Annotated in this window: 19 protein-coding genes, 1 tRNA gene and 1 pseudogene; 17 read left to right on the top strand and 4 right to left on the bottom strand. The window is 70.5% G+C overall.

All coding sequences use genetic code 11. The features are described 5' to 3' along the window. Window positions 1-62: 62 nt before the first annotated feature. The 8 genes and pseudogenes from ACIPFH_RS07335 to ACIPFH_RS07300 all read left to right on the top strand — a co-directional run bounded on the left by ACIPFH_RS07335 (window position 63) and on the right by ACIPFH_RS07300 (window position 9,385). Window positions 63-1,268: an inositol-3-phosphate synthase gene (locus tag ACIPFH_RS07335; RefSeq protein WP_401824069.1), complete on the top strand. Its 1,206-nt coding sequence runs from the start codon at window positions 63-65 to the stop codon at window positions 1,266-1,268. A 437-nt stretch (window positions 1,269-1,705) separates the two neighbouring features. Beyond that, complete coding sequence (locus ACIPFH_RS07330) at window positions 1,706-2,713, top strand: SCO3242 family prenyltransferase (protein WP_401824067.1); 1,008 nt, start codon at window positions 1,706-1,708, stop codon at window positions 2,711-2,713. 77 nt (window positions 2,714-2,790) lie between these two features. Then, the gene (locus ACIPFH_RS07325; protein WP_401825088.1) at window positions 2,791-3,867 is read left to right on the top strand and encodes a TIM barrel protein; all 1,077 of its coding nucleotides are present in this window, start codon (window positions 2,791-2,793) and stop codon (window positions 3,865-3,867) included. After that, a pseudogene (locus tag ACIPFH_RS07320) lies at window positions 3,864-4,571 on the top strand (EboA domain-containing protein); the annotation flags it as partial. The gene ACIPFH_RS07325 and the pseudogene ACIPFH_RS07320, both read left to right, overlap by 4 nt. A 212-nt stretch (window positions 4,572-4,783) precedes the next feature. Then, on the top strand, window positions 4,784-5,632 hold the full coding sequence (locus ACIPFH_RS07315) for a TatD family hydrolase (RefSeq protein ID WP_401824065.1): 849 nt from the start codon (window positions 4,784-4,786) through the stop codon (window positions 5,630-5,632). A 3-nt stretch (window positions 5,633-5,635) separates the two neighbouring features. Further along, the gene (gene eboE / locus ACIPFH_RS07310; RefSeq protein WP_401824063.1) at window positions 5,636-6,805 is read left to right on the top strand and encodes a metabolite traffic protein EboE; all 1,170 of its coding nucleotides are present in this window, start codon (window positions 5,636-5,638) and stop codon (window positions 6,803-6,805) included. Beyond that, the gene (locus ACIPFH_RS07305; RefSeq protein ID WP_401824061.1) at window positions 6,802-8,250 is read left to right on the top strand and encodes a nucleotide pyrophosphatase/phosphodiesterase family protein; all 1,449 of its coding nucleotides are present in this window, start codon (window positions 6,802-6,804) and stop codon (window positions 8,248-8,250) included. The genes eboE and ACIPFH_RS07305 overlap by 4 nt, the downstream gene beginning before the upstream one ends. Window positions 8,251-8,332: 82 nt before the next feature. Then, on the top strand, window positions 8,333-9,385 hold the full coding sequence (locus ACIPFH_RS07300) for a sugar phosphate isomerase/epimerase family protein (RefSeq protein WP_401824059.1): 1,053 nt from the start codon (window positions 8,333-8,335) through the stop codon (window positions 9,383-9,385). A 295-nt stretch (window positions 9,386-9,680) separates the two neighbouring features. Here the strand turns inward: ACIPFH_RS07300 and ACIPFH_RS07295 are convergent, their stop codons facing one another. From ACIPFH_RS07295 to ACIPFH_RS07280, 4 genes are all read right to left on the bottom strand, one after another. Then, window positions 9,681-11,075, bottom strand: coding sequence for an OFA family MFS transporter (locus ACIPFH_RS07295; protein WP_401824057.1), 1,395 nt, complete (start codon window positions 11,073-11,075; stop codon window positions 9,681-9,683). A gap of 122 nt (window positions 11,076-11,197) precedes the next feature. Further along, on the bottom strand, window positions 11,198-13,342 hold the full coding sequence (locus ACIPFH_RS07290) for an acetate--CoA ligase family protein (protein WP_401825086.1): 2,145 nt from the start codon (window positions 13,340-13,342) through the stop codon (window positions 11,198-11,200). 4 nt (window positions 13,343-13,346) lie between these two features. Further along, window positions 13,347-14,588, bottom strand: coding sequence for a formyl-CoA transferase (frc, locus tag ACIPFH_RS07285; protein ID WP_401825084.1), 1,242 nt, complete (start codon window positions 14,586-14,588; stop codon window positions 13,347-13,349). 19 nt (window positions 14,589-14,607) lie between these two features. Beyond that, window positions 14,608-16,290 carry a thiamine pyrophosphate-binding protein gene (locus ACIPFH_RS07280; protein WP_401824056.1) on the bottom strand — a complete coding sequence of 561 codons (1,683 nt, stop codon included), beginning with the start codon at window positions 16,288-16,290 and terminating at the stop codon, window positions 14,608-14,610. Between the two features lie 187 nt (window positions 16,291-16,477). On the opposite strand from ACIPFH_RS07280, the gene sucC reads away from it, so the two are divergent. From sucC to ACIPFH_RS07235, 9 genes are all read left to right on the top strand, one after another. Next, window positions 16,478-17,608, top strand: a complete 1,131-nt coding sequence (sucC, locus tag ACIPFH_RS07275) for an ADP-forming succinate--CoA ligase subunit beta (protein WP_401824054.1) — start codon at window positions 16,478-16,480, stop codon at window positions 17,606-17,608. A 12-nt stretch (window positions 17,609-17,620) separates the two neighbouring features. Beyond that, window positions 17,621-18,505: a succinate--CoA ligase subunit alpha gene (sucD, locus tag ACIPFH_RS07270; RefSeq protein ID WP_401824052.1), complete on the top strand. Its 885-nt coding sequence runs from the start codon at window positions 17,621-17,623 to the stop codon at window positions 18,503-18,505. A 111-nt stretch (window positions 18,506-18,616) separates the two neighbouring features. After that, window positions 18,617-20,158 carry an aldehyde dehydrogenase family protein gene (locus ACIPFH_RS07265; RefSeq protein ID WP_401824050.1) on the top strand — a complete coding sequence of 514 codons (1,542 nt, stop codon included), beginning with the start codon at window positions 18,617-18,619 and terminating at the stop codon, window positions 20,156-20,158. Window positions 20,159-20,609: 451 nt separating this feature from the next. Further along, window positions 20,610-20,694, top strand: a tRNA-Leu gene (locus ACIPFH_RS07260). 429 nt (window positions 20,695-21,123) lie between these two features. Then, a complete protein-coding gene (locus ACIPFH_RS07255; RefSeq protein WP_401824048.1) occupies window positions 21,124-22,296 on the top strand; it encodes an ATP-binding protein in 1,173 nt (390 codons plus the stop codon). Then, on the top strand, window positions 22,293-22,694 hold the full coding sequence (locus ACIPFH_RS07250) for a roadblock/LC7 domain-containing protein (RefSeq protein ID WP_328478041.1): 402 nt from the start codon (window positions 22,293-22,295) through the stop codon (window positions 22,692-22,694). Before ACIPFH_RS07255 ends, ACIPFH_RS07250 begins: the two co-directional genes overlap by 4 nt. After that, complete coding sequence (locus tag ACIPFH_RS07245) at window positions 22,691-23,068, top strand: DUF742 domain-containing protein (RefSeq protein WP_356250221.1); 378 nt, start codon at window positions 22,691-22,693, stop codon at window positions 23,066-23,068. The genes ACIPFH_RS07250 and ACIPFH_RS07245 overlap by 4 nt, the downstream gene beginning before the upstream one ends. Continuing rightward, window positions 23,043-23,636: an ATP/GTP-binding protein gene (locus ACIPFH_RS07240; protein ID WP_356250222.1), complete on the top strand. Its 594-nt coding sequence runs from the start codon at window positions 23,043-23,045 to the stop codon at window positions 23,634-23,636. Before ACIPFH_RS07245 ends, ACIPFH_RS07240 begins: the two co-directional genes overlap by 26 nt. 8 nt (window positions 23,637-23,644) lie before the next feature. Continuing rightward, window positions 23,645-24,988 (top strand): cytochrome P450, encoded by a 1,344-nt coding sequence (locus ACIPFH_RS07235; RefSeq protein ID WP_401824045.1) that lies wholly within the window; start codon window positions 23,645-23,647, stop codon window positions 24,986-24,988. The last annotated feature ends 123 nt before the right edge of the window (window positions 24,989-25,111 follow it).

Raw genomic sequence — 25,111 nt, 5'->3', positions numbered from 1 at the left:
CGTTCGTTCTCCCTTCCTCCCTCCTCGTTCTCCGGGGTTCGCGCACGACAAGGAGGCTGCCCATGTCCGCGTCCCTTTCCCGTCCCCCGCGCGTCGGCGTCTGGCTGATCGGAGCCCGCGGTTCCGTGGCCACCACGGTGGTCGCGGGGTGCGCCGCCGTGACGGCCGGCCTGCACCCTCCGACGGGCCTGGTCACCGAGAAGCCCGCCTTCGCCGACAGCGGCCTGCCCGCCCTGTCCTCCCTCGTCTTCGGCGGGCACGACACCAGCGACTGTCCTCTGCCCAAACGCGCCGAGCAGCTCGCGGCCGGAGGAGTCCTCCCGGCGGGCCTCCCCGCGGCGGTCGACGCCGAACTCGAGGCCGCCGACCGGGAGATCAGACCCGGAGGCCCCGTTCCGGGAGACGCCCGCGGTGACGAGCGGCTGATCAGCGAGTTCGCCGCGGACATACGCGACTTCGTGCGCCGGAGCGGTCTGGCGCGCGCGGTGGTGGTGAACGTGGCCTCGACGGAACCGGCGGCGACCGGTGCCGCACTGCCCCCGAGTTCGCTGTACGCGGCCGCCGCCCTCCGCGCCGGCTGCCCGTACGTGAACTTCACACCGTCCACGGGACTGCACCACCCGGCACTGGCGACCTTGGCGGAGTCCAGCGGGCTGCCGTACGCCGGCCGCGACGGCAAGACCGGTCAGACGCTGCTGCGTTCCGCCCTCGGGCCGATGTTCGCCCAGCGGGCGCTCGCCGTCCGGGCCTGGTCCGGCACCAACCTCCTCGGCGGCGGTGACGGAGCGGCCCTCGCCGACCCGGCCGCCGCCGAGGCGAAGAACGCCGGCAAGGAACGCGTCCTCGCCGACACTCTCGGCACCACTCCCGAGGGCCGGGTCCACATCGACGACGTCCCCGTGCTGGGGGACTGGAAGACCGCCTGGGACCACGTCGCCTTCGACGGTTTCCTCGGCACCCGCATGATCCTCCAGACCATCTGGCAGGGGTGCGACTCCGCGCTGGCCGCACCCCTCGTCCTCGACCTGGCCCGCCTTACCGCCCGGGCCCACGAAGCCGCCCTGTCCGGCCCGCTCACCGAACTCGCCTTCTTCTTCAAGGACCCCGTGGGCGACGCCCCGTCGGCCTTGGCGGAGCAGCACGCGCAGCTGGAGCGGTTCGCCCGACGGCTGAACGACGGCAGGGGTGCGGGCGACGAACGCGGCGAACCGGAGACACCCGGGGCGCCGCGCCATCACGCGACGAGGTCCGGCGGGGAGGCGGGATGAGCGGGAGCCGACCGGTGCACGGAGGCGTCGGACGGGTAGCCGCAGCAGCCGCCACGCCGGACGGGCAACCGGCTGCGGAGGCCGGTCCGCCGTGCAACGGGGTAGATACGGATGCCGCTGCGTCGGAGGGGCGTGCTGCTGACGGCCGGGGGGCTTCGGGAGCCGGTAGGTCGGGCGAGTGGGGGGCTTTGGATGCGGGTGCGTCGCAGGGGCGTGCTGCTGATGGCCGGGGGGCTTCGGGAGCCGGTAGGTCGGAGGAGTGGGTGGCTTTGGATGCCGGTGCGTCGGAGGGGCGGGCTGCTGATGGACGGAGGGCTTCGGGGACCGGTAGGTCGGAGGAGCGGGTGGTTTCGGATGCCGGTGCGTCGGGCGAGCGGGGGGCTTCGGGGACCGGTGGGTCGGACGGGTGGGCGGCTGGGGCCGGCGGTACTTCGGAGGTGAGCCGGGCTCGGGTGCTGCCGGCCTGGGCCGAACTGCTGCGGCTGCCCGCGCTGTTCACGGTCCCCGGCGATGCGCTGGCGGGCGCGGGCGCACTCTCCGCGCGCCCCGACCACCGGACCCTGCTCGCCATCGGCTCCTCCCTGTGCCTGTACGAGGCCGGCATGGTTCTCAACGACTGGGCGGACCGTGCGGAGGACGCTGCCGAACGTCCCCATCGCCCCCTTCCCTCCGGCCGCGTGAGCCCCACCGCCGCCTTCACGGCGGCCTGTGCCTTCACCGCCGCCGGCCTCGCCCTGGCCGCCCGGGCCGGCCGCCCTGCCCTGACGTTCGCGGTTCCCCTCGCCGCCACCGTCTGGTCCTACGACCTGGCCCTGAAGCACACGCCCGTGGGCCCGTTCGCCATGGGAACCGCCCGAGGCCTGGACCTCCTCCTCGGTGCAGCGGCCACCGCAGGCCGCACACGCCCGGCTCTTCCCTCCGCGGCATTCCTCGCGACGCACACGTGCGCGGTCACGACCCTGTCCCGCCAGGAGACCCGCGAGGGCACTCCGACGGCCGCCCTGGCGGCGCTGGCCACGACTGGCGCGCTGGCCTGGCTGTTGCAGCGCCCCCTGGCACCCGGCCGACCACCGGAGCAACGGTCACCGAACCCATGGTCACCGAACCCATGGTCACCGAACCTACGGTCACCCGGCGGACAGTCACCGGACCGCCAAGAGCTGCCGGGCCCAGCGGGCGGCCATCGTCCGGCACACCGCTTGCCGACGCCGGTGACCGCAGCCCTCGCCACCGCCTATGCCTCCACCACGGCCCGCCCCTACCTGCACGCCTCCCTCAACCCGTCGCCCCCGCTCACGCAACAAGCGGTCGGCGCCGGCATCCGCGCCGTCATTCCGCTCCAGGCCGCCCTCCTCGCCCGCTCCGGAGCCACCGCCACCGCGCTGCTCACCGCTGCCCTGGCGCCGGTCGCCCGGCGCTTCGCGAGGCTGGTGAGCATCACGTGAACCTCGGACCCGCGGGCCGCGCGAGCGGTTCCCAGGAGAAGGCCCCGCGGGTGACCGTCCCGCCCTCGCTCGCGCCCCTGCCCCCGCTCCGCTTCGGCTACGGCACCAACGGCCTCGCCGATCTCCGCCTCGACGACGCCCTCGCCCTGCTCGCCGACCTCGGCTACGACGGCGTCGGACTGACGCTCGACCACATGCACCTCGACCCGCTCGCCCCGGACCTTGCCGTCCACACCCGGCGCATCGCGCGCCGACTCGACGCGCTCGGTCTGACTGTCACCGTCGAGACCGGTGCCCGCTATGTCCTCGACGCGCGTCGTAAGCACGGCCCCTCCCTCCTGGACCCGGAGCCGGACGACCGCGCCCGCCGCGTCGACCTGCTGCTGCGCGCCGTTCGGATCGCCGGAGACCTCGGTGCGCACGCCGTCCACTGCTTCAGCGGGACACCTCCGCCGGGAACGGACGCGGACACCGCTTGGCAGCGCCTCGCCGAGACCCTCGCCCCCGTTCTGGACACCGCCGCAACCGCCGGCGTCCCCCTCGCCATCGAACCCGAACCCGGTCACCTGCTGGCGACCCTCGCCGACTTCCACCGGCTCCGCCGCACCCTGGACGATCCGGCGCTGCTCGGCCTCACCCTCGACATCGGCCACTGCCAGTGCCTGGAGCCACTCCCTCCCGCCGACTGCGTACGCGCCGCAGCTCCCTGGCTGCGTCATGTCCAGATCGAGGACATGCGCCGGGGGGTGCACGAACACCTTCCTCTCGGAGAGGGCGAGATCGACTTCCCGCCCGTCCTCGCCGCCCTGGCCGACACCGGCTACCGGGGGCTGACGGTGGTCGAACTGCCCCGTCACTCCCATGCCGGCCCGCACTACGCCGAAGCCTCCCTCCCGTTCCTCCGCCGCGCGGCGGCATCCGTCCGCGCCCCTGCCCACACCGACCCACAGTCGCCCTCCCCGCCGATCGAAACCGCCGGCTCAACCACCGGCTCAACCGCCGACCCGACCACCGACCCGACCTCCGGTCCCGGCGACCGGCAGCGGACCACCCCCGCCGCCCCACACGCGAGCCGGTCGTCCCCGGCACCGAACCCGACCGTCACACCACCAGGCGAGCCCTCCGTCACCCCAGAAGGGAGCAGCACCCCATGACCCACCCCCACGTCGCCCCGGCAACCCCGGGAGCGGGACACACGGGCCCCATCCCGGCCCCCACTCCCCTCGACGCCCTGCACAGCCACCTCGACGCCCACCTCGACGCATCCGCCCGCGACTGGTTCCGGCAGGCCCTCGACGAGGCCGCCGCCCACCCGGGCACTCATGGCCCCATCTCGGTGTGGGAGCTGCGCCTCGCCGAGACGGGCCGCCGCTGCGGAAGCCGGTACGCCGACGCCGCCCGCGTGCTCATCCTGCGCGCGGCCCGTGCCGACCCGGACGCCCTGGCCCGCGTCTACACCCAGGGCACCGCCGACGAGCGTCGCGCGGTCCTGCTCGCACTGCCCCACCTCGTGTCCGGCCCCGACGCTCTCCCGCTGGTCGAGGACGCCCTGCGCACGCATGACACGCGGCTCCTGGCCGCCGCCGTCGGCCCCTACGCCGCCCACCACCTCGACGCCCATGCCTGGCGCCACGCCGTCCTGAAGTGCCTCTTCGCCGGTGTGCCGGTCGACGAGGTGGCGGGCCTCGAACAGCGCGCCCGCGCCGACACCGAACTCGCCCGCATGCTCGGCGACTACGCAGCCGAACGCACCGCCGCGGGCCGCCCCGTCCCCCGGGACCTGCAACGCGTCCTGACCCTGACCGGCTCGGACACTTCCGTCCCACCCCGCTCCCGCCCGACCTCATCGCCGACCACACCGCCATCGGAATCAACCGGCCCCCACCGACCCGGCCCGGAGACCCCGCACCCGCACATGACGGACCTCCACCAAACGGACACGCACCGCGCAGATCCCGACCGCGCAAACCTCGACCGCGCAGATCTGGACCGCACGGATCCCGACCGCACGGACCCCCCTGGCACGGGCCGTCCCCACCGCCCGGCCCACCCCCACGGCAAGGAGTCCTGATGCGCATCTTCGACCCCCACATCCACATGACCTCGCGCACCACCGACGACTACGAGGCGATGCACGCGGCCGGCGTCCGTGCCGTCGTCGAGCCGTCCTTCTGGCTGGGGCAGCCCCGTACCTCGCCCGCCTCCTTCCTCGACTACTTCGACTCGCTGCTCGGCTGGGAGCCCTTCCGGGCCGCGCAGTACGGCATCGCCCATCACTGCGCGCTCGCCCTCAACCCCAAGGAGGCCAACGACCCGCGCTGCGCCGCCGTCCTGGACGAGTTGCCGCGGTATCTCGTCAAAGACCATGTCGTGGCCGTCGGCGAGATCGGCTACGACTCGATGACCCCCGCCGAGGACACCGCCCTGGCCGCCCAGCTCCAGCTGGCCGCCGACCACGCCCTGCCCGCCCTCGTGCACACCCCGCACCGCGACAAGCTCGCCGGGCTGCGCCGCACCCTCGACGTCGTCCGTGAATCCGCTCTGTCCCCGGACCGGGTCCTGCTCGACCACCTCAACGAGACGACCGTGAAGGAGGCGAAGGACGCCGACTGCTGGCTGGGCTTCTCCGTCTATCCCGACACCAAGATGGACGAGACCCGCATGATCGAGATCCTCCGCCTGTACGGCCCGGAGAAGGTCCTCGTCAACTCAGCCGCGGACTGGGGCAGGAGCGATCCGCTCAAGACCCGAAGGGTCGCCGACCTCATGCTCGCGGAGGGCTTCAGTGAGGACGACGTCGATCTCGTCCTGTGGCGCAACCCGCTCGCCTTCTACGGCCTCAGTGGCCGCCTCACCCTCGAGATGTCCCCGCCCCACCTCACCCACGAGGGCAACTCCATCCTGCGCGGAGGGGAGTGACCGATGCGCTTCCGGCACCCGGACGGCACCACGGTCCATCTCGCCTACTGCACCAATGTCCACCCGGCCGAGACGCTCGACGGCGTCCTCACGCAACTTCGGGACCACTGTGAACCCGTCCGGCGCCGCCTCGGCCGCGACCGGCTCGGCATCGGCCTGTGGCTGGCCAGGGACGCCGCCCGGGCCCTCGACACCGACCCGTCGGCCCTGCGCGGGCTGCGCACCGCACTCGACCGGCGCGGCCTCGAGGTCGTCACCCTCAATGGCTTCCCGTACGAGGGATTCGGCGCCGAGAAGGTCAAGTACCGTGTGTACAAGCCCGATTGGGCCGACCGTGAACGACTCGAGCACACCACCGCTCTGGCCCGTGTCCTCGCCGGGCTGCTCCCCGACGATGTCACCGAGGGCACCATCTCCACCCTCCCCCTCGGCTGGCGCACCGCGTGGAACGGTGAACGCGCCGAGACGGCCCGCTCCGCCCTGCACACCCTCGCCGAACGTCTGGACGCGCTGGCGGAGCTGACCGGCCGCTCCGTCCGCGTCGGACTCGAACCGGAACCCGGCTGCATCGTCGAGACCACCGCCGACGCCCTCGCCCCGCTCACGGCCGTCGGTCATCCCCGTATCGGTGTCTGTGTCGACACCTGTCATCTCGCCACCTCCTTCGAAGACCCGCACGCCGCCCTGGACGCGCTCGCCGAAGGCCGCGTCGCCATCGTCAAATCCCAGCTGTCGGCCGCACTGCACGCCGAGCGCCCCTCTCTCCCCGCCGTCCGTGAAGCGCTCGCCGCATTCGACGAACCCCGCTTCCTGCACCAGACCCGCACCCTCACCGCCACCGGCCTGCGCGGCACCGACGACCTCGGCGAGGCCCTCGCCGGCACGGACCTGTCCGACGCCGGCCCCTGGCGCGCCCACTTCCACGTCCCGCTGCACGCGGCCCCCGCCGCGCCCCTCACCTCCACGCTCCCGGCGCTCAAAGGCGCGCTCGGCCGCCTGGTCGGAGGCCCCCATCCGCTCACCCGTCACCTCGAGGTCGAGACCTATACCTGGCAGGCCCTCCCGCCCGAACTGCGGCCCCGGTCCCGAGCCCAGCTCGCCGACGGCATCGCCGCCGAACTCGCTCTGGCACGCGACCTCTTGACGGACCTCGGTCTCAAGGAGCTCCCATGAGCAGCTTCGTGTCCCCCGGCACGGGACCCCAGGGCCGGCCCGCACCCGACGCCCACAGCACCGGCCCCAAGGCCCCGGTCCCCCTCCTCGTCCTCGACGTCGTCGGTCTCACCCCCCGTCTGCTCGATCACATGCCCCGTCTCAAGACCCTCGCCCAGTCGGGCTCCCATGCGCCGCTCGGGACCGTCCTGCCGGCCGTCACCTGTGCCGCGCAGTCCACCTTCCTCACCGGCACGTACCCCGCGGAGCACGGCATCGTCGGCAACGGCTGGTACTTCCGCGAGCTCGGCGACGTCCTGCTGTGGCGGCAGCACAACGGTCTCGTCGCCGGGGACAAGCTGTGGGACGCCGCCCGCCGGACGTACCCCGGCTACACGGTCGCCAACATCTGCTGGTGGTACGCCATGGGCGCCGACACCGACTTCACCGTCACCCCCCGCCCGATCTACTACTCCGACGGCCGCAAGGAGCCCGACTGCTACACCCGGCCCCCGGCCCTGCACGACGAACTCACCGAGAAACTCGGCACCTTCCCCCTCTTCCACTTCTGGGGACCGGGCGCGGACCTGGTCTCCAGCCGGTGGATCATCGACGCGACCCGCCACATCCTGCGCACCCGCCGGCCCGACCTGGCCCTGTGCTACCTCCCGCACCTCGACTACGACCTCCAGCGTTTCGGCCCCGACGACCCGCGTTCCCTGCGGGCGGCCGCCGCCCTGGACACCGCCATGGCCCCGCTCCTGGCCGACGCCCGGGCGCAGGGCCGGACCGTCGTAGCCCTCTCCGAATACGGCATCACCCGGGTGAGCAGGCCCGTCGACATCAACCGCGCCCTGCGCCGCGCGGGCCTGCTCGAGGTGCACACCCAGGACGGCATGGAGTACCTCGACCCGATGGCGTCCCGTGCCTTCGCGGTCGCGGATCACCAGCTCGCCCACGTCTATGTACGCCGTCCCGAGGACCTGGAGGCCGCCCGGTCCGCACTCACCGGACTGCCCGGGATCGAGCTGCTCCTCGACGACGAGGGCAAGAAGGCGCATCACCTCGACCACCCGCGCTCCGGCGAACTCGTCGCCGTGGCGGAGCCGGACGCCTGGTTCACGTACTACTACTGGCTCGACGACGCCCGCGCGCCCGACTTCGCACGGCTCGTCGAGATCCATCGCAAACCCGGCTACGACCCGGTCGAGCTGTTCATGGATCCGCTCGACCCCTATGTGAAGGTCAAGGCGGCCACCGCCCTGGCCCGCAAGAAGCTGGGCCTGCGCTACCGCATGGCGGTCGTGCCCCTCGATCCGTCACCTATTCGCGGCAGCCACGGCCGCCTTCCCGCGAGCGACGACGACGGTCCGCTCCTCATCTGCTCCACCCCCCGTTCGCTCGGCGACCGCGTCGCGGCCACCGACGTGAAAGCACTGCTGCTCCAACTGGCCGGTCTCGGCTGACCGGTTGCCGGCCGGTTGCCGACCGGTCACAAGTGGAGCACTCATCACTGACAACGCCCTCCGATCCCGAGGAGTTCCAGACATGAGCCGCATCTCCGACATCGACCCCGAACTCACCCACCGCCTGACCAGACGAGGAATGCTCGGCGTCGCTGCGGGAGCCACCGCGGCCGCGCTGCTGGGGGCCGCCGCCACGCCGGCCGGTGCGGCGCCCGCCACCGGCACCGCTGCCGCTGCCGCGGCCACCGGCCGGGGCCGTCCCGTCCTGCCCCCCGGCCGCCTCGGTATCCAGCTCTACAGCCTGCGCGACAAGGTCTCCACGCTGGGCTTCGCCGCCGTCTTCGCCGAGTTGGAGAAGTACGGGTACGACGAGGTCGAGTTCGCCGGCTATACCCAGGGCTCCGCCGGCCCCATCACCCTCGCCCAGCTCAAGTGGCTGGCCCGCAACAACGGTCTGACGCCGATCGGGAGCCACGTCGGCTACTACGCGAGCGACCCGAACGCCTACACCTTCGCCCAGAACCTCACCAAGGTCCTCGACGACGCCCAGGCTCTCGGCCTCAAGCACATCGGCACCGCCTCCGGCCCGTTCCGCTACGGCTCCACCGTCGACGCGTGGAAGCGCGCGGCCGAGGAGTTCAACACGTACGGAGCGGCGGCGAGGGCCCGCGGCATGAAGTTCTACCAGCACAACCACTCCGACGAGTTCGGCTTCGCGACCGACAACCCCAAGGTCCGTCTCTACGACGTACTGCTCGCCGAGACCGACCCCGACCTGGTGTTCCTGGAGATGGACATCTTCTGGGCGTACGCCGGCCAGTTCCGCTTCTCGAAGCGGGCCGACGGTACGGCCGCGCCCTTCGAGCCGCTGGACTACGTGCTGAGGCAGCCGCACCGCTATCCGCTCTTCCACGTGAAGGACGGCGTCAGCGATCCCGCGAACCAGTTCGGGTACCGCATGGTCGACGTCGGTGACGGCGACATCGACTACCAGCGGTTCCTCTCCGCCGTCACCCGGCTGCGCGGCGAGCGCCTGGCCCACCACTGGCAGGTCGAGCACGACAACCCGGTCGAATCGTTCGCGTTCGCACGTAAGTCGAGCGCACATCTGCACTCGTTGCGCGAGAAGTGCTGAGCATCGAGCGCCGGATGCGCTGATCGGGCGCACACGCGTGTGGAGGCCCACCCCCAGGAGGCGACGGGGTGGGCCTCCACACGCGTGTGCGTCGTCAGCCTGTGTGCTGGGGCCGGGCGGCCGACGCGCGGGTGATCAGCGGCTGGCAGATCACGAGCTCGCGCGCGTGACCGAGGAGGTGGCGGTCGGTCTCGCCGATGGGGCAGACGCGACCCGGGAGTCGGTCATCTCTCGGTAGGGACGATGTACGGCGTCGGTCGAAGAGCTGTCGGCCGGGAGGGGACCTTCCGTCCTGTCAGGCCGTTTCCTCGCCGAGCGGCTGCGGGTTGGGGACGATCCGACGACCGGCCGCCCCGGGCCTGCCGGGCGCCTTGAGGAAGAGCGCCAGTACCGCGGAGGCGAGCCCGATGCCGCCTGCCAGGACGAACGCGCCCTCGTAGTCCCACACCCGGACCACGATGGAGCCGACCCCGGAGCCCACCAGGCCGGAGATCAGCTTGGAGCTGTAGACCATGCCGTAGTTGCTGGCGTTGTTGTTCTCACCGAAGTAGTCCGCGGTCATCGCGGCGAACAGCGGGAAGATCGCGCCGCCGCCGAAACCGGAGACCATGGAGCAGAACAGGAAGAACGGCATGCTGCCCATCCGGCCGGAGACCAGCACGCCGAACTGTGCGGTGCCCAGCACGAGGCAGACGATGATCAGGGTCTGGCGGCGTCCGCAACGGTCGGAGATCCAGCCGATGATCCCGCGCCCGGTGCCGTTGACGATCGCCTTCAGTGACATGGCCGTGGCCACGATCCCGCCGGCGAAGCCCATGTCCTTGCCGAACGGCACCTGGAAGGCGATACCGAAGATGTTGATACCGGCCGTGCACAGCAGACAGAACCACATCATCCACAGGACAGGGGTACGGGCAGCCTCCTTCGGGGTGTACTGCTTCACGGCCGGCGGGTTCTTCCGCAGCGCCCGGCGGATCTTCGGGTCGTCGGTGAGCTTCAGCGGGTCGACATGGGCAGGCCACCAGTTCTTCGGCGGGTCCTTGAAGAACCACCCCGCGAACGCCACGACGGAGCAGCAGACGAGGCCCACCATCACCAGCACGCTCTCGTAGTTGCTCAGGTCCATGTACGACGTGAACAGGAACACGAAGGGCACCGAGCCGTAGGCGAAACCGCCGTTGACCATGCCGGTCTTGCCGCCCTTGCGCTCCGGATACCACTTGCCGACCATGTTCACGCAGGTCGCGTAGACGAGGCCGGCGCCGATGCCGCTGCACATGCCGAAGCCGAGATAGGCGACGACGACGTGCGGCGCGTACGCGAGGGACACATAACCGAGGACCGTGCCCAGCGCGCCGAGCATCATCGCGTACCGCGCGGGCAGCCTGCCGCTCTCCCGCAACTGCCCGGCCGGGAAGGCCACGGCGGCCTGGAAGAACACCCAGACGCCCATCAGCCAGAAGATGTGCCCACTGCTCCACAGGTGGGCCCCGTGCAGTGTGTCCTCGGCCGACGTGAACGCGTACTCCGAGGAGCTGATCCCCAGCATGCCCATCCAGGGGAGGAGCACCATGGTCCAGCGTGGCCGCCCCATGATGTCCCGGTCGCTCTCGCCGATCCGGTACACGCGGCCGTTGCGGTCGGTCACCTCCCGGTAGGGGAGGGACGTCGAGTAGTCGGTGGTTGTCATGTCGCTCAGCACCCCTTGCGTCGAAAGTTCTGGCCAGCGCCCCCTGTCCAATGCCTTTCGTGTGCGCTCGGGTCCCGGGTCGGCCGACGCGCACCGTCGGCCGACCCCGTGCCTGGGTCACCTCATGAACCGCCCCCCAACAGTCCTGCCGCGCGCGCCCACCGGTACTTGGCGCCGAGCACCGCCACCGGCTTCTCCGTCGTGTACGGATAGGCCACGACACCCCGTTCGTAGAGGTACTGGCAGGCCTCCTCGACCTCGACGTCACCCGCCAGCGACGCCACGACGGGCTTCTCGATGCCGCGTTCGCGGAACTCGCCCACCACGCGCGCGGTGAGCTCCGCGAAGACCATCGGGGGAGTGACGATCGTGTGCCAGTAGCCGAGCACCAGCGCGTGGATGCGCGGATCCTCGAGCCCCAGCCGGATCGTCGCCTCGTACGTCGACGGCGGCTCACCCCCGGTGATGTCGACCGGGTTGCCCGCCGCGCCGAAGGGCGGGATGAACTCCCGGAACGCCGCGTCCAGGTCCGGCGGGATCTCCATCAGGGCGAGACCGTTGTCGGTCACCGCGTCCGACAGCAGGACACCGCTGCCCCCCGCGCCCGTGATGATCACGATGTTGTCGCCCTGGGGAGTGGGCAGCACCGGCAACCCGCGCGCGTACTCCAGCATGTCGTTCAGCCCCGGTGCCCTGATGACGCCCGCCTGCCGCAGGATGTCGTCGTAGACGGCGTCGTCGCCGGCGAGCGCCCCGGTGTGCGAGCCGGCCGCCTTCGCGCCCGCCGCCGTACGGCCCGCCTTCAGGACGACGACCGGCTTCTTCGGTACGGTCGCCCGCGCGGCCTCGACGAAGGCGCGGCCGTCCTTGAGGTCCTCCAGGTGCATCGCGATGCAGTCGGTGTGCGGGTCCTCGCCGAACCAGGTCAGCAGGTCGTCCTCGTCCAGGTCCGACTTGTTGCCGAGCCCGACGATCGCCGACACGCCCGTCTTCGTGGTGCGCGCGAAGCCCAGGATGGCCATTCCGATGCCACCGGACTGCGAGGTCAGCGCGACGCCGCCCTTGACGTCGTACGGCGTGCAGAACGTGGCGCACAGGTCCTGCCAGGTCGAGTAGTAGCCGTAGATGTTCGGTCCGAGCAGCCGCACGCCGTACCGCTCGGCGATGGCCACGATCTCGTCCTGGAGCGCGTGCTCCCCGGTCTCCGCGAACCCGGAGGGGATCAGCACGGCGTTCGGGATGTTCTTGCGTCCCACCTCCTCCAGGGCCGAGGCCACGAACTTGGCGGGTATCGCGAAGATCGCCACATCCACCTCTCCGGGGACGTCGGTGACACTCTTGTACGCCTTGCGGCCCAAGATGTCATCGGCCCGGGGGTTCACCGGATGGATCTCCCCGGCGAAACCGCCGTCGACGAGGTTGCGCATCACCGAGTTGCCGATCTTGCCTTGCTCGTTGGAGGCACCGATCACCGCGACGGAGGTCGGCTCCATCAGACGGCGCATCGAGGTGAGGATCTCCGCGCGCGTGTAGCGTCGGCGCTCCTTCACGGGGGTGTCGGACAGGATCACCCGGATGTCCGCGGCGACCGCGCCGTCGGCCGTGGCGATCACCGGGTTGAGGTCGACCTCGGCGATCTCCGGAAACTCCGCGACCAGCCGGGACACCCGGCGGATCTGTTCGGCGACCGCCCACCGGTCCACCGCGGCCTGTCCACGCACCCCGCGCAGGATCTCCGCCGACCGGATCGAGTCCAGCATCGACAGTGCCTCGTCGGCGTTCACCGGTGCCAGCCGGAAGGTGACGTCCTTGAGGACCTCGACGAGCACCCCGCCGAGCCCGAAGGCCACGACCTTGCCGAACGTCGGATCGGTGACCGCCCCGACGATGACCTCCTGGCCCTTCGGCAGCAGCTCCTGGATCTGTACGCCCTCGACACGGGCGTCGGCGTCGTACGCTCGCGCGTTCTCGACGATCCGGTGGAACGCCGCCCGCACGTCCGAGGCGCCCTCCACCCCGACGACCACTCCGCCGGCGTCGGTCTTGTGCAGGATGTCCGGCGAGACGATCTTCATCACCACCGGACCGCCGAAGCGCGCCGCGTACGCGACGGCCTCCTCGACGTCCCTCGCCAGTTCCTCGCCCGGTACGGCGATCCCGTAGGCGTCGGCGACCACCTTGCCCTCGGGCGCGGTCAGCGCGGTCCGCCCGTCGGCCCGCACCGCGTCGAGCAGCGAGCGCACCCTGAGCACCCGGTCCTCAGCCATCACGTCAGATCACCCCGTTCGACTTGAGCAGGCGCAGTTCCTCGTCCCCGAGGCCGAGTTCGCCGACGTACACCTCTTCGTTGTGCTCGCCGAGCAGCGGTGAACCGGTCACCTCGACGGGGGAGTCGGAGAGCTTGAGCGGGCTGCCCACGGTCACGAACTCGCCGCGCCGCGGATGCGGTACGCGGACCACCATCTCGTTGGCGACCAGCGACTCGTCCTCGATGATCTCCTTGGTGGACAGGATCGGCCCGCACGGGATGTTGTGCGCGTTGAGCCTCTCCAGCACCTCCCACTTGGGCAGCGTCGAGGACCACTCCTCGATCAGCTGGAACATCTTGCCGAGCTTCGGCAGCCGGGCCTCGGGGGTCGCCCACTCGGGGTCGCCGGCCAGCTCGGGCCGGCCGATCAGCTCGCTGAGCGGCTGCCATCCGACGGGCTGCACGATGACGTACACGTAGTCGTTGGGGCCGCCCGGCGCGCACTTGACCGCCCAGCCGGGCTGGCCGCCGCCGGACGCGTTTCCGGACCGGGGAACCTCGTCGCCGAAGTCGTCGTTGGGATATTCGGCGAGCGGTCCGTGTGCCAGGCGTTGCTGGTCCCGCAGTTTCACCCGGCACAGGTTCAGTACGGCGTGCTGCATGGCCACGTTGACCCGCTGCCCACGCCCGGTGTTCTCCCGCTGGTACAGCGCCGCGAGAATCCCCGCCACGGCGTGCACGCCCGTCCCCGAGTCCCCTATCTGGGCCCCCGTCGCCAGCGGCGGCCCGTCCTCGAAACCGGTGGTCGACATCGACCCGCCCATGGCCTGCGCGACGACCTCGTACGCCTTGAAGTTGGTGTACGGGCCGTCCCCGAACCCCTTGATGGAGGCATAGACGATCCGCGGATTGATCTCCTGGACGCGCTCCCAGGTGAACCCCATACGGTCGACCGCGCCCGGACCGAAGTTCTCGACCATGACGTCGGAGCGCCGGATCAGCTCGGTGAGGATCTCCTTGCCTCGTTCGGTCTTGGTGTTGAGGGTGATGCTCCGCTTGTTGCAGTTGAGCATCGTGAAATAGAGGGAGTCGACGTCCGGGAGGTCGCGCAACTGCTTGCGCGTGATGTCACCGGTCGGCGCCTCCAGCTTGACGACGTCCGCGCCGAGCCAGGCGAGCAACTGGGTGGCGGACGGGCCCGACTGGACGTGCGTCATGTCGAGGACGCGGACGCCTTCGAGGGCCTTGGCCGTCGTTCCTGTCATGGGGGTCATCGGGGGCACCTCACTTGTACATCGTCTGGTTCATCGTTCCGGGGGCGTAGGCGTCGGGGTCGACCCAGACGTTGATCAGCGAGGGCTTCCCGGACTCGCGGGCGCGTCGCAGCGCGGGGCCGATGTCGGCGGGGTCGCGCACCTCCTCGCCGTGACCGCCCAGCATCTGCGCGAACTTGTCGTAGTGGACGTCGCCCAGGGTGTTGCCGACCCGCTCGCGCTCCGGGCCGTACTTGGCGGCCTGGCCGTAGCGGATCTGGTTCATGGAGGAGTTGTTGCCGACGATGCCGACGAACGGGAGGTCATAGCGGACGAGGGTCTCGAAGTCCCAGCCGGTGAGGGAGAACGCGCCGTCACCGAAGAGGGCGACGACCTCCTTGTCGGGCCGCGCCTGCTTGGCCGCCAGCACGAACGGGACGCCGACGCCGAGGGTGCCCAGCGGACCCGGGTCCATCCAGTGGCCCGGCGACTTGGGCTGCACGACCTGCCCGGAGAAGGTGACGATGTCGCCGCCGTCGCCGATGTAGATCGAGTCCTCGGTGAGGAAGTCGTTGATCTCGCTGACCAGACGGTAGGGATGGATGGGGGAGGCGTCCGACCGCAGGTGCGGCAGGCGCTTGTGGAGGGCGCTCCGCTCGGCCGCGCGCAGCTCGTCGAGCCACTCCTTGCGCTTGGACGCACCCCCGTTGATACGTCCGGAGGCGCCCTCGGTCACCGACTTCAGCACCAGCCCGGCGTCGCCGACGATCCCGAGGTCGATGTCGCGGTTCTTGCCGACGGTGCGGTAGTCGAGGTCGATCTGGACGACCGTCGCGTCCGGTGACAGCCGCTTGCCGTACCCCATGCGGAAGTCGAAGGGCGTGCCGACGATCACGATCACGTCGGCGTTCGAGAAGGCGTAGCGGCGGGACAGCTGGAAGTGGTGCGGGTCGCCCGGAGGCAGGGTGCCGCGGCCGGCGCCGTTCATGTAGGCCGGGACGTTCAGCGTGCGCACCAGCTCGACGGCCGCCTCGGTGCCCCGGGTCGTCCACACCTGGCTGCCCAGCAGGATCGCGGGCTTCTCGGCGTGCACGAGCAGGTCGGCGAGCTTCTCGACCGCCTCGGGGTCGCCGGCCGAGCGGGTCGAGGCACGGTAGGCGCCGGGCCTCGGCACACGGGCCTTCGCCGTCGGCACCTTGGCGTCGAGGACGTCGCGCGGGATCTCCAGGAAGGCGGGGCCGGGCGCACCGTGGTAGCACTCGCGGAACGCCATCGACACCATGTCCGCCGCGCGCGCCGTGTCCGGTACGGCAGCCGCGAACTTGGTGATCGGCGTCATCATGTCGACGTGCGGAAGGTCCTGCAGGGACCCCATCTTGTGCTGGCTGAGCGCCCCCTGGCCGCCGATCAGCAGCATCGGGGACTCCGCGCGGAAGGCGTTGGCGACACCGGTGACGGCGTCGGTGGTGCCGGGTCCTGCCGTGACGACCGCGCAACCGGGCCTGCCGGTGATGCGCGCATAGCCGTCGGCGGCGTGGGCGGCGACCTGTTCGTGGCGGACGTCGACGACTTCTATGCCCTCGTCGACGCAGCCGTCGTAGATGTCGATGATGTGGCCGCCGCACAGGGTGTAGATGCGGTCGACCCCCTCTGCCTTGAGCGCCTTGGCAACGAGATGACCACCGGAAATCACGTCCTGGGTGTCGTCGGGCATGGCGAAGTCCCGTCCCTTCGTAGGGGTTGGAAGTCTCTCGCGGTACATTGCATACAGTCGACGAATACTGTATGAAGCTTGTTATCCCGCATCCGGTGGGTGGTGTCCAGGGGGCGTGCGGCACTTTCGGTCATCGGAGTTCGGCCTCGCGATGACTTCGGCCTTGACCTCGCAGACGGGAGCCGAGATGGACCTGTACGAACACCAGGCAAGGGAACTCTTCGCGGAACACGGCATCTTGGTGCCCAGGGCCGAGGTGACCGACTCGCCCAAGGAGGCGTGCGTGATCGCTCGCCGACTCGGTGGGCGAGTGGTGGTGAAAGCCCAGGTCAAGACGGGCGGCCGGGGCAAGGCGGGAGGTGTGAGGCTCGCCGCCGATCCGGCCGCGGCACAACTGACGGCTCGCCAGATCCTCGGCATGGAGATCAACGGGCACATGGTCGGCACGGTGATGCTGGCCCAACCCGTCGACATCGAGGCGGAGTTCTACGCCTCCTACGTGTTGGACCGCGCGGCCGGGCGCTTCCTCGCGATCGCCTCCGCCGAGGGCGGCATGGAGATCGAGGAGGTCGCCGCCACCCGGCCCGCGGCGGTCGCCCGTATCCCCGTCGACCCGACCGAGGGCGTCACCTCGGCGAAGGCCGGGGAGATCGCCGCGGCGGCCGGACTGCCCGCGCAGACCGCGGACGTACTGGTCCGGCTGTGGCAGGTGCTGATCCGGGAGGACGCCCTGCTCGTCGAGGTCAACCCGCTCGTGCGCACCCGGCAGGGTCAGATCCTCGCCCTCGACGGCAAGGTCACCCTCGACGACAACGCGTCGTTCCGGCAGGCCCGTTGGGGCGCGGAGGTGGCGGCGCACGGTGATCCGCTGGAGGCGGCGGCCGCGGCCAAGGGCCTCGACTACGTGAAACTGGACGGCGAGGTCGGCGTCATCGGCAACGGCGCCGGACTCGTCATGTCGACCCTCGACGTCGTGGCGGACTGCGGCGCACGCCCTGCCAACTTCCTCGACATCGGCGGCGGGGCGTCCGCCGAGACCATGGCCGACGGACTGGCGGTCATCCTCTCCGACCCCGCGGTGAAGTCGGTCCTCGTCAACGTCTTCGGCGGCATCACCGCTTGCGACGCGGTCGCCGAGGGCATCGTGCGAGCCCTGGACACCGTACGGCTGACCAGGCCGCTCGTCGTCCGGCTCGACGGGAACAACGCGGCCCGGGGGCGGGCGATCCTCGACGCGCACCGGCATCCGCTGGTCCAGCAGGCCACCACCATGGACGGCGCAGCCCGCCGTGCCGCCGAACTCGCCACCGCAGTCTGAGGGGAGGACGCCATGGCCATCTACCTCACCAAGGAGAGCAAGGTCCTCGTCCAGGGCATGACCGGCGCCGAGGGCATGAAGCACACCCGGCGCATGCTCGCGGCGGGCACGAACGTCGTCGGCGGCGTCAATCCGCGCAAGGCGGGCCGCACCGTCGACTTCGACGACCGCGCGATCCCCGTCTTCGGGTCGGTCGCCGACGGTATGCGGTCGACCGGCGCCGACGTCACCGTCGTCTTCGTGCCGCCCGCCTTCGCCGAGGCCGCCGTCGTCGAGGCCGCCGATGCCGGGATCGGCCTCGCCGTCGTCATCACCGAGGGCATCCCGGTCCACGACTCCGTCGCCTTCACCGCCCACGCCGCGGCACGCGGAACACGCGTCATCGGCCCCAACTGCCCCGGCCTGATCACTCCCGGCCAGTCCAACGCCGGCATCATCCCGGCCGACATCACCAAGCCGGGCCGCATCGGCCTGGTCTCCAAATCCGGCACCCTCACCTATCAACTCATGTACGAGCTGCGGGACATCGGTTTCTCGACGTGCGTGGGCATCGGCGGCGACCCGGTCGTCGGCACCAGCCACATCGACTGCCTGGCCGCCTTCGAGGAGGATCCCGACACCGAACTCATCGTTCTCATCGGCGAGATCGGCGGCGACGCGGAGGAGCGAGCCGCCGCCCACATCCGCGCCCACGTCACCAAACCCGTCGTCGGCTACATCGCCGGCTTCACCGCGCCCGAGGGCAGGACCATGGGACACGCGGGCGCCATCGTCTCCGGTTCCTCGGGGACCGCGCGGGCGAAGAAGGAGGCGCTGGAGGCGGCGGGAGTACGGGTGGGCGCCACGCCGTCCGAGACCGCGCGTCTCGCACTCGCGGTACTGGACGAAGGGGCGTGACGTCACTCAAGGCCGCGACGCCGTCACTTACCGGAGTCGTCGTGTCCCGCTAACGTCTCCACAGCCACGCATCACCCCGCCCCCGACTGTGCACCGAGAGCGGAGCAGCCCATGGCAACCACCCTCACCCTCAAAGCCGGCACCTCCTGGCCGGACACCTGGCGGCGATGCCTCGCCGTCGCCCCGGAGGCCTTCCGCGACGACCGGGTCCTCAACCTGTGGAACGCCTCCTGGCAGGCCGACGGCCGCTCGCTGCCGGCCACCAGCCCGGTCGACGGCAGCCCGATCGCCGGCCCGCCCCGGCTGGACGGCGCCACCGCCCACCAAGCCGTCCGCGCCGGTCTCGACCAGCATCGCGCTTGGCGGCACGTCCCGATCGAGGAGCGCCGGGCCCGCATCGCGGCCACCCTCGACGCCCTCGCCGAACACCGTGAACTCCTCGCCCTCCTCCTCGTCTGGGAGATCGGCAAGCCCTGGCGGCTGGCGCAGGCCGACGTCGACCGGGCCGTCGACGGCGTGCGCTGGTACGTCGACGGCATCGAACCCATGCTGGACGGGCGTGCTCCGCTGGACGGCCCGGTGTCCAACATCGCGAGCTGGAACTACCCGATGAGCGTGCTCGTTCACGCATTGCTGGTACAGGCACTGGCAGGCAACGCGGTCATCGCCAAGGCCCCGACCGACGGCGGTGTCGCCTGCCTGACGCTGGCCTGTGCGCTCGCCGCACGCGAGGGCGTCCCCGTCACCCTCGTCAGCGGCAGCGGGGGCGAGCTGTCCCAGGCGCTGGTCCGAGCGCCCGAGATCGGCTGCGTCTCCTTCGTCGGCGGCCGCGACACCGGTGCCGCGGTGGCCACGGCCGTCGCCGACCTCGGCAAGCGACACGTACTCGAACAGGAAGGACTCAACACCTGGGGCATCTGGAACTACTCGGACTGGGACACCCTCTCCGCGGTCGTGCCCAAGCTCTTCGACTACGGCAAGCAGCGCTGCACGGCGTACCCGCGATTCGTCGTCCAGCGCGCCCTGTTCGACGAGTTCCTGGCGGCGTACCTCCCGGCCGTGCGCACGCTGACCCTCGGGCACCCGCTGGCCGTGGAGAGGCGCGACGACCCCTACCCCCGGCTGGACTTCGGGCCGGTGATCAACGCGGCCAAGGCCAAGGAACTGCACGACCAGATCGCCGAGGCCATCGACCGGGGCGCGGTACCGCTGCACCGCGGCAGGCCGGCCGACGCCCGCTTCCTGCCCGGCCAGGACACGTCGGCGTACGTCCAGCCCGTCACGCTCCTCGGACCGCCGCCGTCCTCCCCGCTGCACCACGCGGAGCCGTTCGGCCCGGTCGACACCATCGTCCTGGTCGACACCGAGGCGGAGCTGCTGGCCGCCATGAACGCGTCCAACGGCGCGCTCGTCGCCACGCTGTCCACGGACGACCGGAGCACCTACGACCGGCTGGCCCCGCAGATCCGAGCGTTCAAGGTGGGCCACGGCACAGCCCGTTCCCGCGGTGACCGCGACGAGCTCTTCGGCGGCTTCGGCGCGTCCTGGCGGGGTGCGTTCGTCGGTGGGGAGCTGCTGGTGCGCGCGGTGACACAGGGGCCGACGGGGGAGAGGCTTCCCGGGAACTTCCCGGAGTACCAGCTGATGCCCTGACCAGGCCGCCGCCCCGCCCCCGGACTGGCCGGACGGTCGGTCGATGCCACGGCATCGCCTCGGTCGTCCGGTCCGGGGGCGGGGCGGCGGTCCGGTCGGTCGGTCGGCCAAGGCCGCGACGCCAGCCCGCCCTGCCCGGCCTGCCCGCCCCACCCGGCCAGGACGTCGGCCCGGGTCTGCCTGGCGCGGGCCGAGGAGGCCGGGCGGGTGATGGAACGCCGTTTTCTCGCCCCGCGGACGAGCGGGCGGCGGCCGCGCCGCCGCCGACGCCACGGACGCTCGTCGTCGAGGAGCCGACGGTGAAGTGATCACTCGGTTGCCCGGGGCGAGGTGTTCGCGCAGCGGTCCCGCGCCCCGTGCGGCCAGCGGATATGCAGGTGAGGCGCACTCCGAAAGCTTGGTATTGTTGTCCCTGTCGCCGCGGGGAGGACTCACGCAGCGGCAACACCTGGTCCGGGTGGCGGAATGGCAGACGCGCTAGCTTGAGGTGCTAGTGCCCTTTATCGGGCGTGGGGGTTCAAGTCCCCCCTCGGACACTCTCACTCTCCGTATCGAGCCGATTCGCTCGGTGAGCACACAATTGCCCGTATTCGGCGTCTCGCCGGGTGCGGGTTTTGTTGTCTCCGTATCCATTGCCTCCGTAATGTCGCGGAAGCCCGTTTATCGGTTGTCCTGTCGGGCGCCTCGGCAGCCTCCTCGCGGGGCCACTTCCCGGTCACCTTCCAGTTGCCTGCCGGTACTGCTGACGATCCGTCAATGTTCAACTCAGTCACCATATTGACGGTCTGTGACTCCAGGTTGTGGTGATACGATCACGCTCGCTTGTAGAGCGGGCGGATGGGTGCAAGACGACATCTCCGACTACGGGGACAGTCCGGGCGGTCACCCCGGTGCGGGCGGTCCGCCGGTCCGCCCGCGTTGACGGGAATTCAGCAACTGGCCGTCAGTCGCCTGAAGAGAGTCTTATGACGCATTACATACAGAACCCGGTACTCTGGGCTCTCCTCGTGGCCGTACTCGTCGCAGTCGCCCTCATAGTTCGCCAGCGCAGGGCGGCGCGTGCCTTGAGGCAGGAGATCGCGGGGCTCAGGTCTCACTACTCCACGCTGGAGAACGAGTACGCGCAATCCGTAGAGGCAGCTCGAGAACGAGCCGAAGACGCTACGAAAACGGTCCTCAAGTCCGCGATGCGGACCCTCCAGGGCCTCGCCGCGGAACAGCAGTTGATTGTCTCCCGGCTGCAGAACAAATACGGCGAGTCGGTTATTCTCCAGGACCTTCTGGAGATCGACCACACCAACTCGCAGTTCGGACGGCGCGCCCAGTCCATCGCCGTGCTCTGCGACGGCTGGCTGGGGCGCGCACGTGATGTCGCCTCCGTGTATGACGTGGTACGCAGCGCGCAGGGCAGGGTCCGCCATTACCGGCGGGTGGAGATTCTCTCGCAGGTCGACTTCGGCATCACCAGCCGCGCGGTCGAACCGGTCGCACTGGCCCTCGCCGAACTGCTCGACAACGCGACGAGCTATTCCAGCCCCGACACCGTTGTCGAAATCAATATCCGTACCGTGCCCAAGGGTATTTGCATCGTCGTCGACGACGCCGGTGTCGGTATGAACGACGAAGAGCGCGCCCGTGCCGACAGGCTCCTGTCGAGCCAGCGGGTCTCGGGTGTCTCCGCACTGGGCAACCCGCCACAGTTCGGCTTCGCGGTGATCGGTGTGCTCAGCGAGCGCTTCGGCTTCGAGGTGTCCGTGGACTCCACCTCCCCCTACGGAGGCGTCCGGGCGGTGCTCCTCCTGCCGCACGACCTGCTCACCAACGCGCCCGAGCAGAAGGAACCGGCTCCGGTCGCTCCCGCCGTCGCCGCCACGGGCCGCAGCGGCCCCGAAGGCGGGCACGCCACCAACACCACCACCTCCGACGGTCTGCCGAAGCGACGTCGCAAGCGGCCCATGGCCATCGTGCCCGGCAGTGCGTCCTCGCCCACTCCCGCCCGCACGGGTGCCGAGACGGCGGCGATCATGGGCGCCTTCCAGCGGGGCACCCAGTCGGGCCGGGCCACGCCGCCTGCGAATCCCGCGGAAAAGTCGAGCAGCACACGTGGTGCTGGCAGCGAAGGGCATGAGGTCTCGTGAACGACGATCTGTCATGGATGCTTGACAGTGCCTTGGAGATACCTGGGGCCCTGCATGCCGTCCTCATCTCCGCCGACGGCCTGCTGATGGCTCGGACGCAGGACTTCGACAAGGACGACGCGGACCGGGTGGCCGCCGCGATGAGCGGTGTGCAGTCACTCAGCCGCTCACTCGCGTTCTTCTGCGAGGACCCGCAGATGCGGTGGCGGCAGACGCTGGTCGAGTTCGACGGGGGATGGGTCTTCCTGATCTCCGCCGGTGAGGGCGCCTACCTCGGCGTCTCCGCCTCGCCGGACGTCGACATGGCGGACATCACCTTCCGTATGCAGCAGATCGTCGGCCAGCTCGGCAAGGCCCTGACGACCCCGCCGCGCGAGAACCTCGGCGTGCGGTCATGAACGGGTTCGACGAACTGGAGTCGCAGACGCCGGAATTAGTGCGACCGTACGTCATCACCAAGGGGCGCACGCTGCCCGACGAAGGGCAGCTCTCCCTCATCACCCTCGTCACGGCGGCCGCCGATCACGAGCAGCGGCCGACCCGCCTGTCCCCCGAGGAACAGAACCTGTTGGACCTGTGCTCGGCCGGCTATCTCTCGGTCGCCGAGATCGCGGGGCACACCCAACTGCCCCTGGGCGTGGTGAAGATCCTCCTTGCCGCCCTCACCGAAGGCGGCTATCTCATCACCCGTCCGCCGGTGCAGCGGGCCCCGCTCGCCGACAGGGACATCCTGGAGGAGGTGCTGAATGGTCTCAGGGCCAAGTTTGGATGAGCAGGCCTACGTCCGTGAAGGAGCTACGCAGACGGCGGTGAAGATCCTCGTCGTCGGTCACTTCGCGGTCGGCAAGACCACGTTCATCGGGGCGATCTCCGAGATCGAGCCGCTGACCACCGAAGAGACGATGACACGGGCCGCCGAGTCCGTCGACGACCTCAAGGGGGTCCAGGGCAAGAGCACCACCACGGTCGCCATGGACTTCGGCCGGCTGACCATCAGCGACCGTGTCGTGCTGTATCTGTTCGGAACGCCGGGACAACAGCGTTTCGTCCAGATGTGGGAGGACATGGCACGCGGCGCCCTCGGCGCGCTGGTGCTCGTCGACCCCGAGCGGCTCGCGGACTCCTTCGCCGTGATCGACCTGATCGAGCAGTACGGACTCGACTACGCCATCGCCGTCAACCACTTCGACGGTGCCCCGCTGCGGGACGAGATGGCTCTGCGCGACGCACTGGACCTGCTCGACGACACCCCCGTCGTCATCTGCGACGCGCGAGACGAGCGGTCGTCGGCCGACGCGCTGATCACCCTCGTCCGCCACCTGCAGGACCGTGCACACTAGGAGCAGACATGGACCAACCCACCGCACCCGTGCCCCCGCCCGGGTGCCCGGCGCATCAGCCCGGCGGCAGAGTGCCGTTGTACGGGCCTGAGTTCGCGGCAGACCCGCAGGCCTACTACACCTACCTGCGGCACTACGGGCCCACCGCGCCCGTGGAGATCGCCCCGGGAGTCGAGGCCACCCTCGTCACCGAATACGCCACCGCCCTCCAACTCCTGCAGGACTCAGGGTCCTTCCGCAAGGACGCGCGCCGCTGGCGGGACTTCAACGAAGGCCGGATCGCCCCCGACAGCCCCGTCCTTCCCGTGCTTGCCTACCGGCCCAACTGCATGTCCTCCGACGGTGCCGAGCACCTGAGGCTGCGTCAGCCCATCACGGACAGCATGGCGCGCATCGACCCGATGCGGCTGAGCCACAGCGTCGGCCGGATCTCCGACTTCCTCATCTCCCAGTTCAGTGAACGCGGTTCGGCCGATCTCGTCGGCTCCTACGCCAAGCAGCTCCCGCTGTTCGTGTTCAACGAGCTCTTCGGCTGCACCGCCGACATCGGCGACCGCGTCTTCTTCGGCATCTCCGGCATGTTCGACGGGATCAACGCGGAAAAGGCCAGCGAGGTGCTGTTCCAGGCCGTCGGCGAGCTGATCGCCCTCAAACGGCGCAAGCCCGGTGAGGACGTCACCTCCTGGCTGCTGAAGCACCACGCCGGCCTGTCCGACGAGGAGATGCTGCACCAGGTCTCCCTGCTGCTGGGCGCGGGGGCCGAGCCCCTGGTCAACCTCATCGGCAACACCCTGCACCGGCTGCTCACCGACGACCGGTACGCCCACGGGGGCGGGCTGATCGAGGAGGGGATGGACGACACGTTGTGGGAGAACCCGCCCATGACGAACTTCGCCGCGCATTACCCGGTGGCCGACATGGAGTTCGCCGGCCAGAAACTCACCGCCGGCGACCTGATGCTGGTCAGCATCGCCGCCGCCAACACCGGCCCCACGCTGTCGGCGGCCCGCAAGGCCGGCAGCAACCGTGCGCACCTCGCCTGGAGCGCAGGCCCGCACGCCTGCCCCTCGAAGGAACCCGCCCGGCAGATCGTCGTGTCGGCCATCGAGAACCTTCTCATCCGGCTGCCCGACGTCGAACTCAGCGTTCCCGAGGAGAGCCTGACATGGCGTCAGGGTGCCTTCAGTCGTGGGCTCGTCACGCTCCCCGCGCGGTTCACGCCGATCAGGCCGGTGAGTCGGCCGAGCCGGCAGGCCACCCCGCAGCCGCCGACGCGTGTGGGTGCGGGAGCGCCCCGCCAGCCCGAACAGGCAGGTGTGTGGAGCAAGTTCCTCAACTGGCTGACCAAGTGACGCGCGCACTGTTCACGGCATCACCGCTCACTGCATGACGTTTCCATCGCAACGGCAATGGCAACGGCAGTGGGCGGCCGGGTCCCGGTGTTGCTCGATACCCGCCCTTCGGGGCGGGTATTT

This window comes from Streptomyces sp. NPDC088157, from assembly GCF_044741545.1.
In the GTDB taxonomy this organism is placed as follows: Bacteria; Actinomycetota; Actinomycetes; order Streptomycetales; family Streptomycetaceae; genus Streptomyces.
The sequence above is the reverse complement of the archived record's forward strand: the minus strand, read 5'-3'. Positions and strand labels throughout refer to the sequence as shown.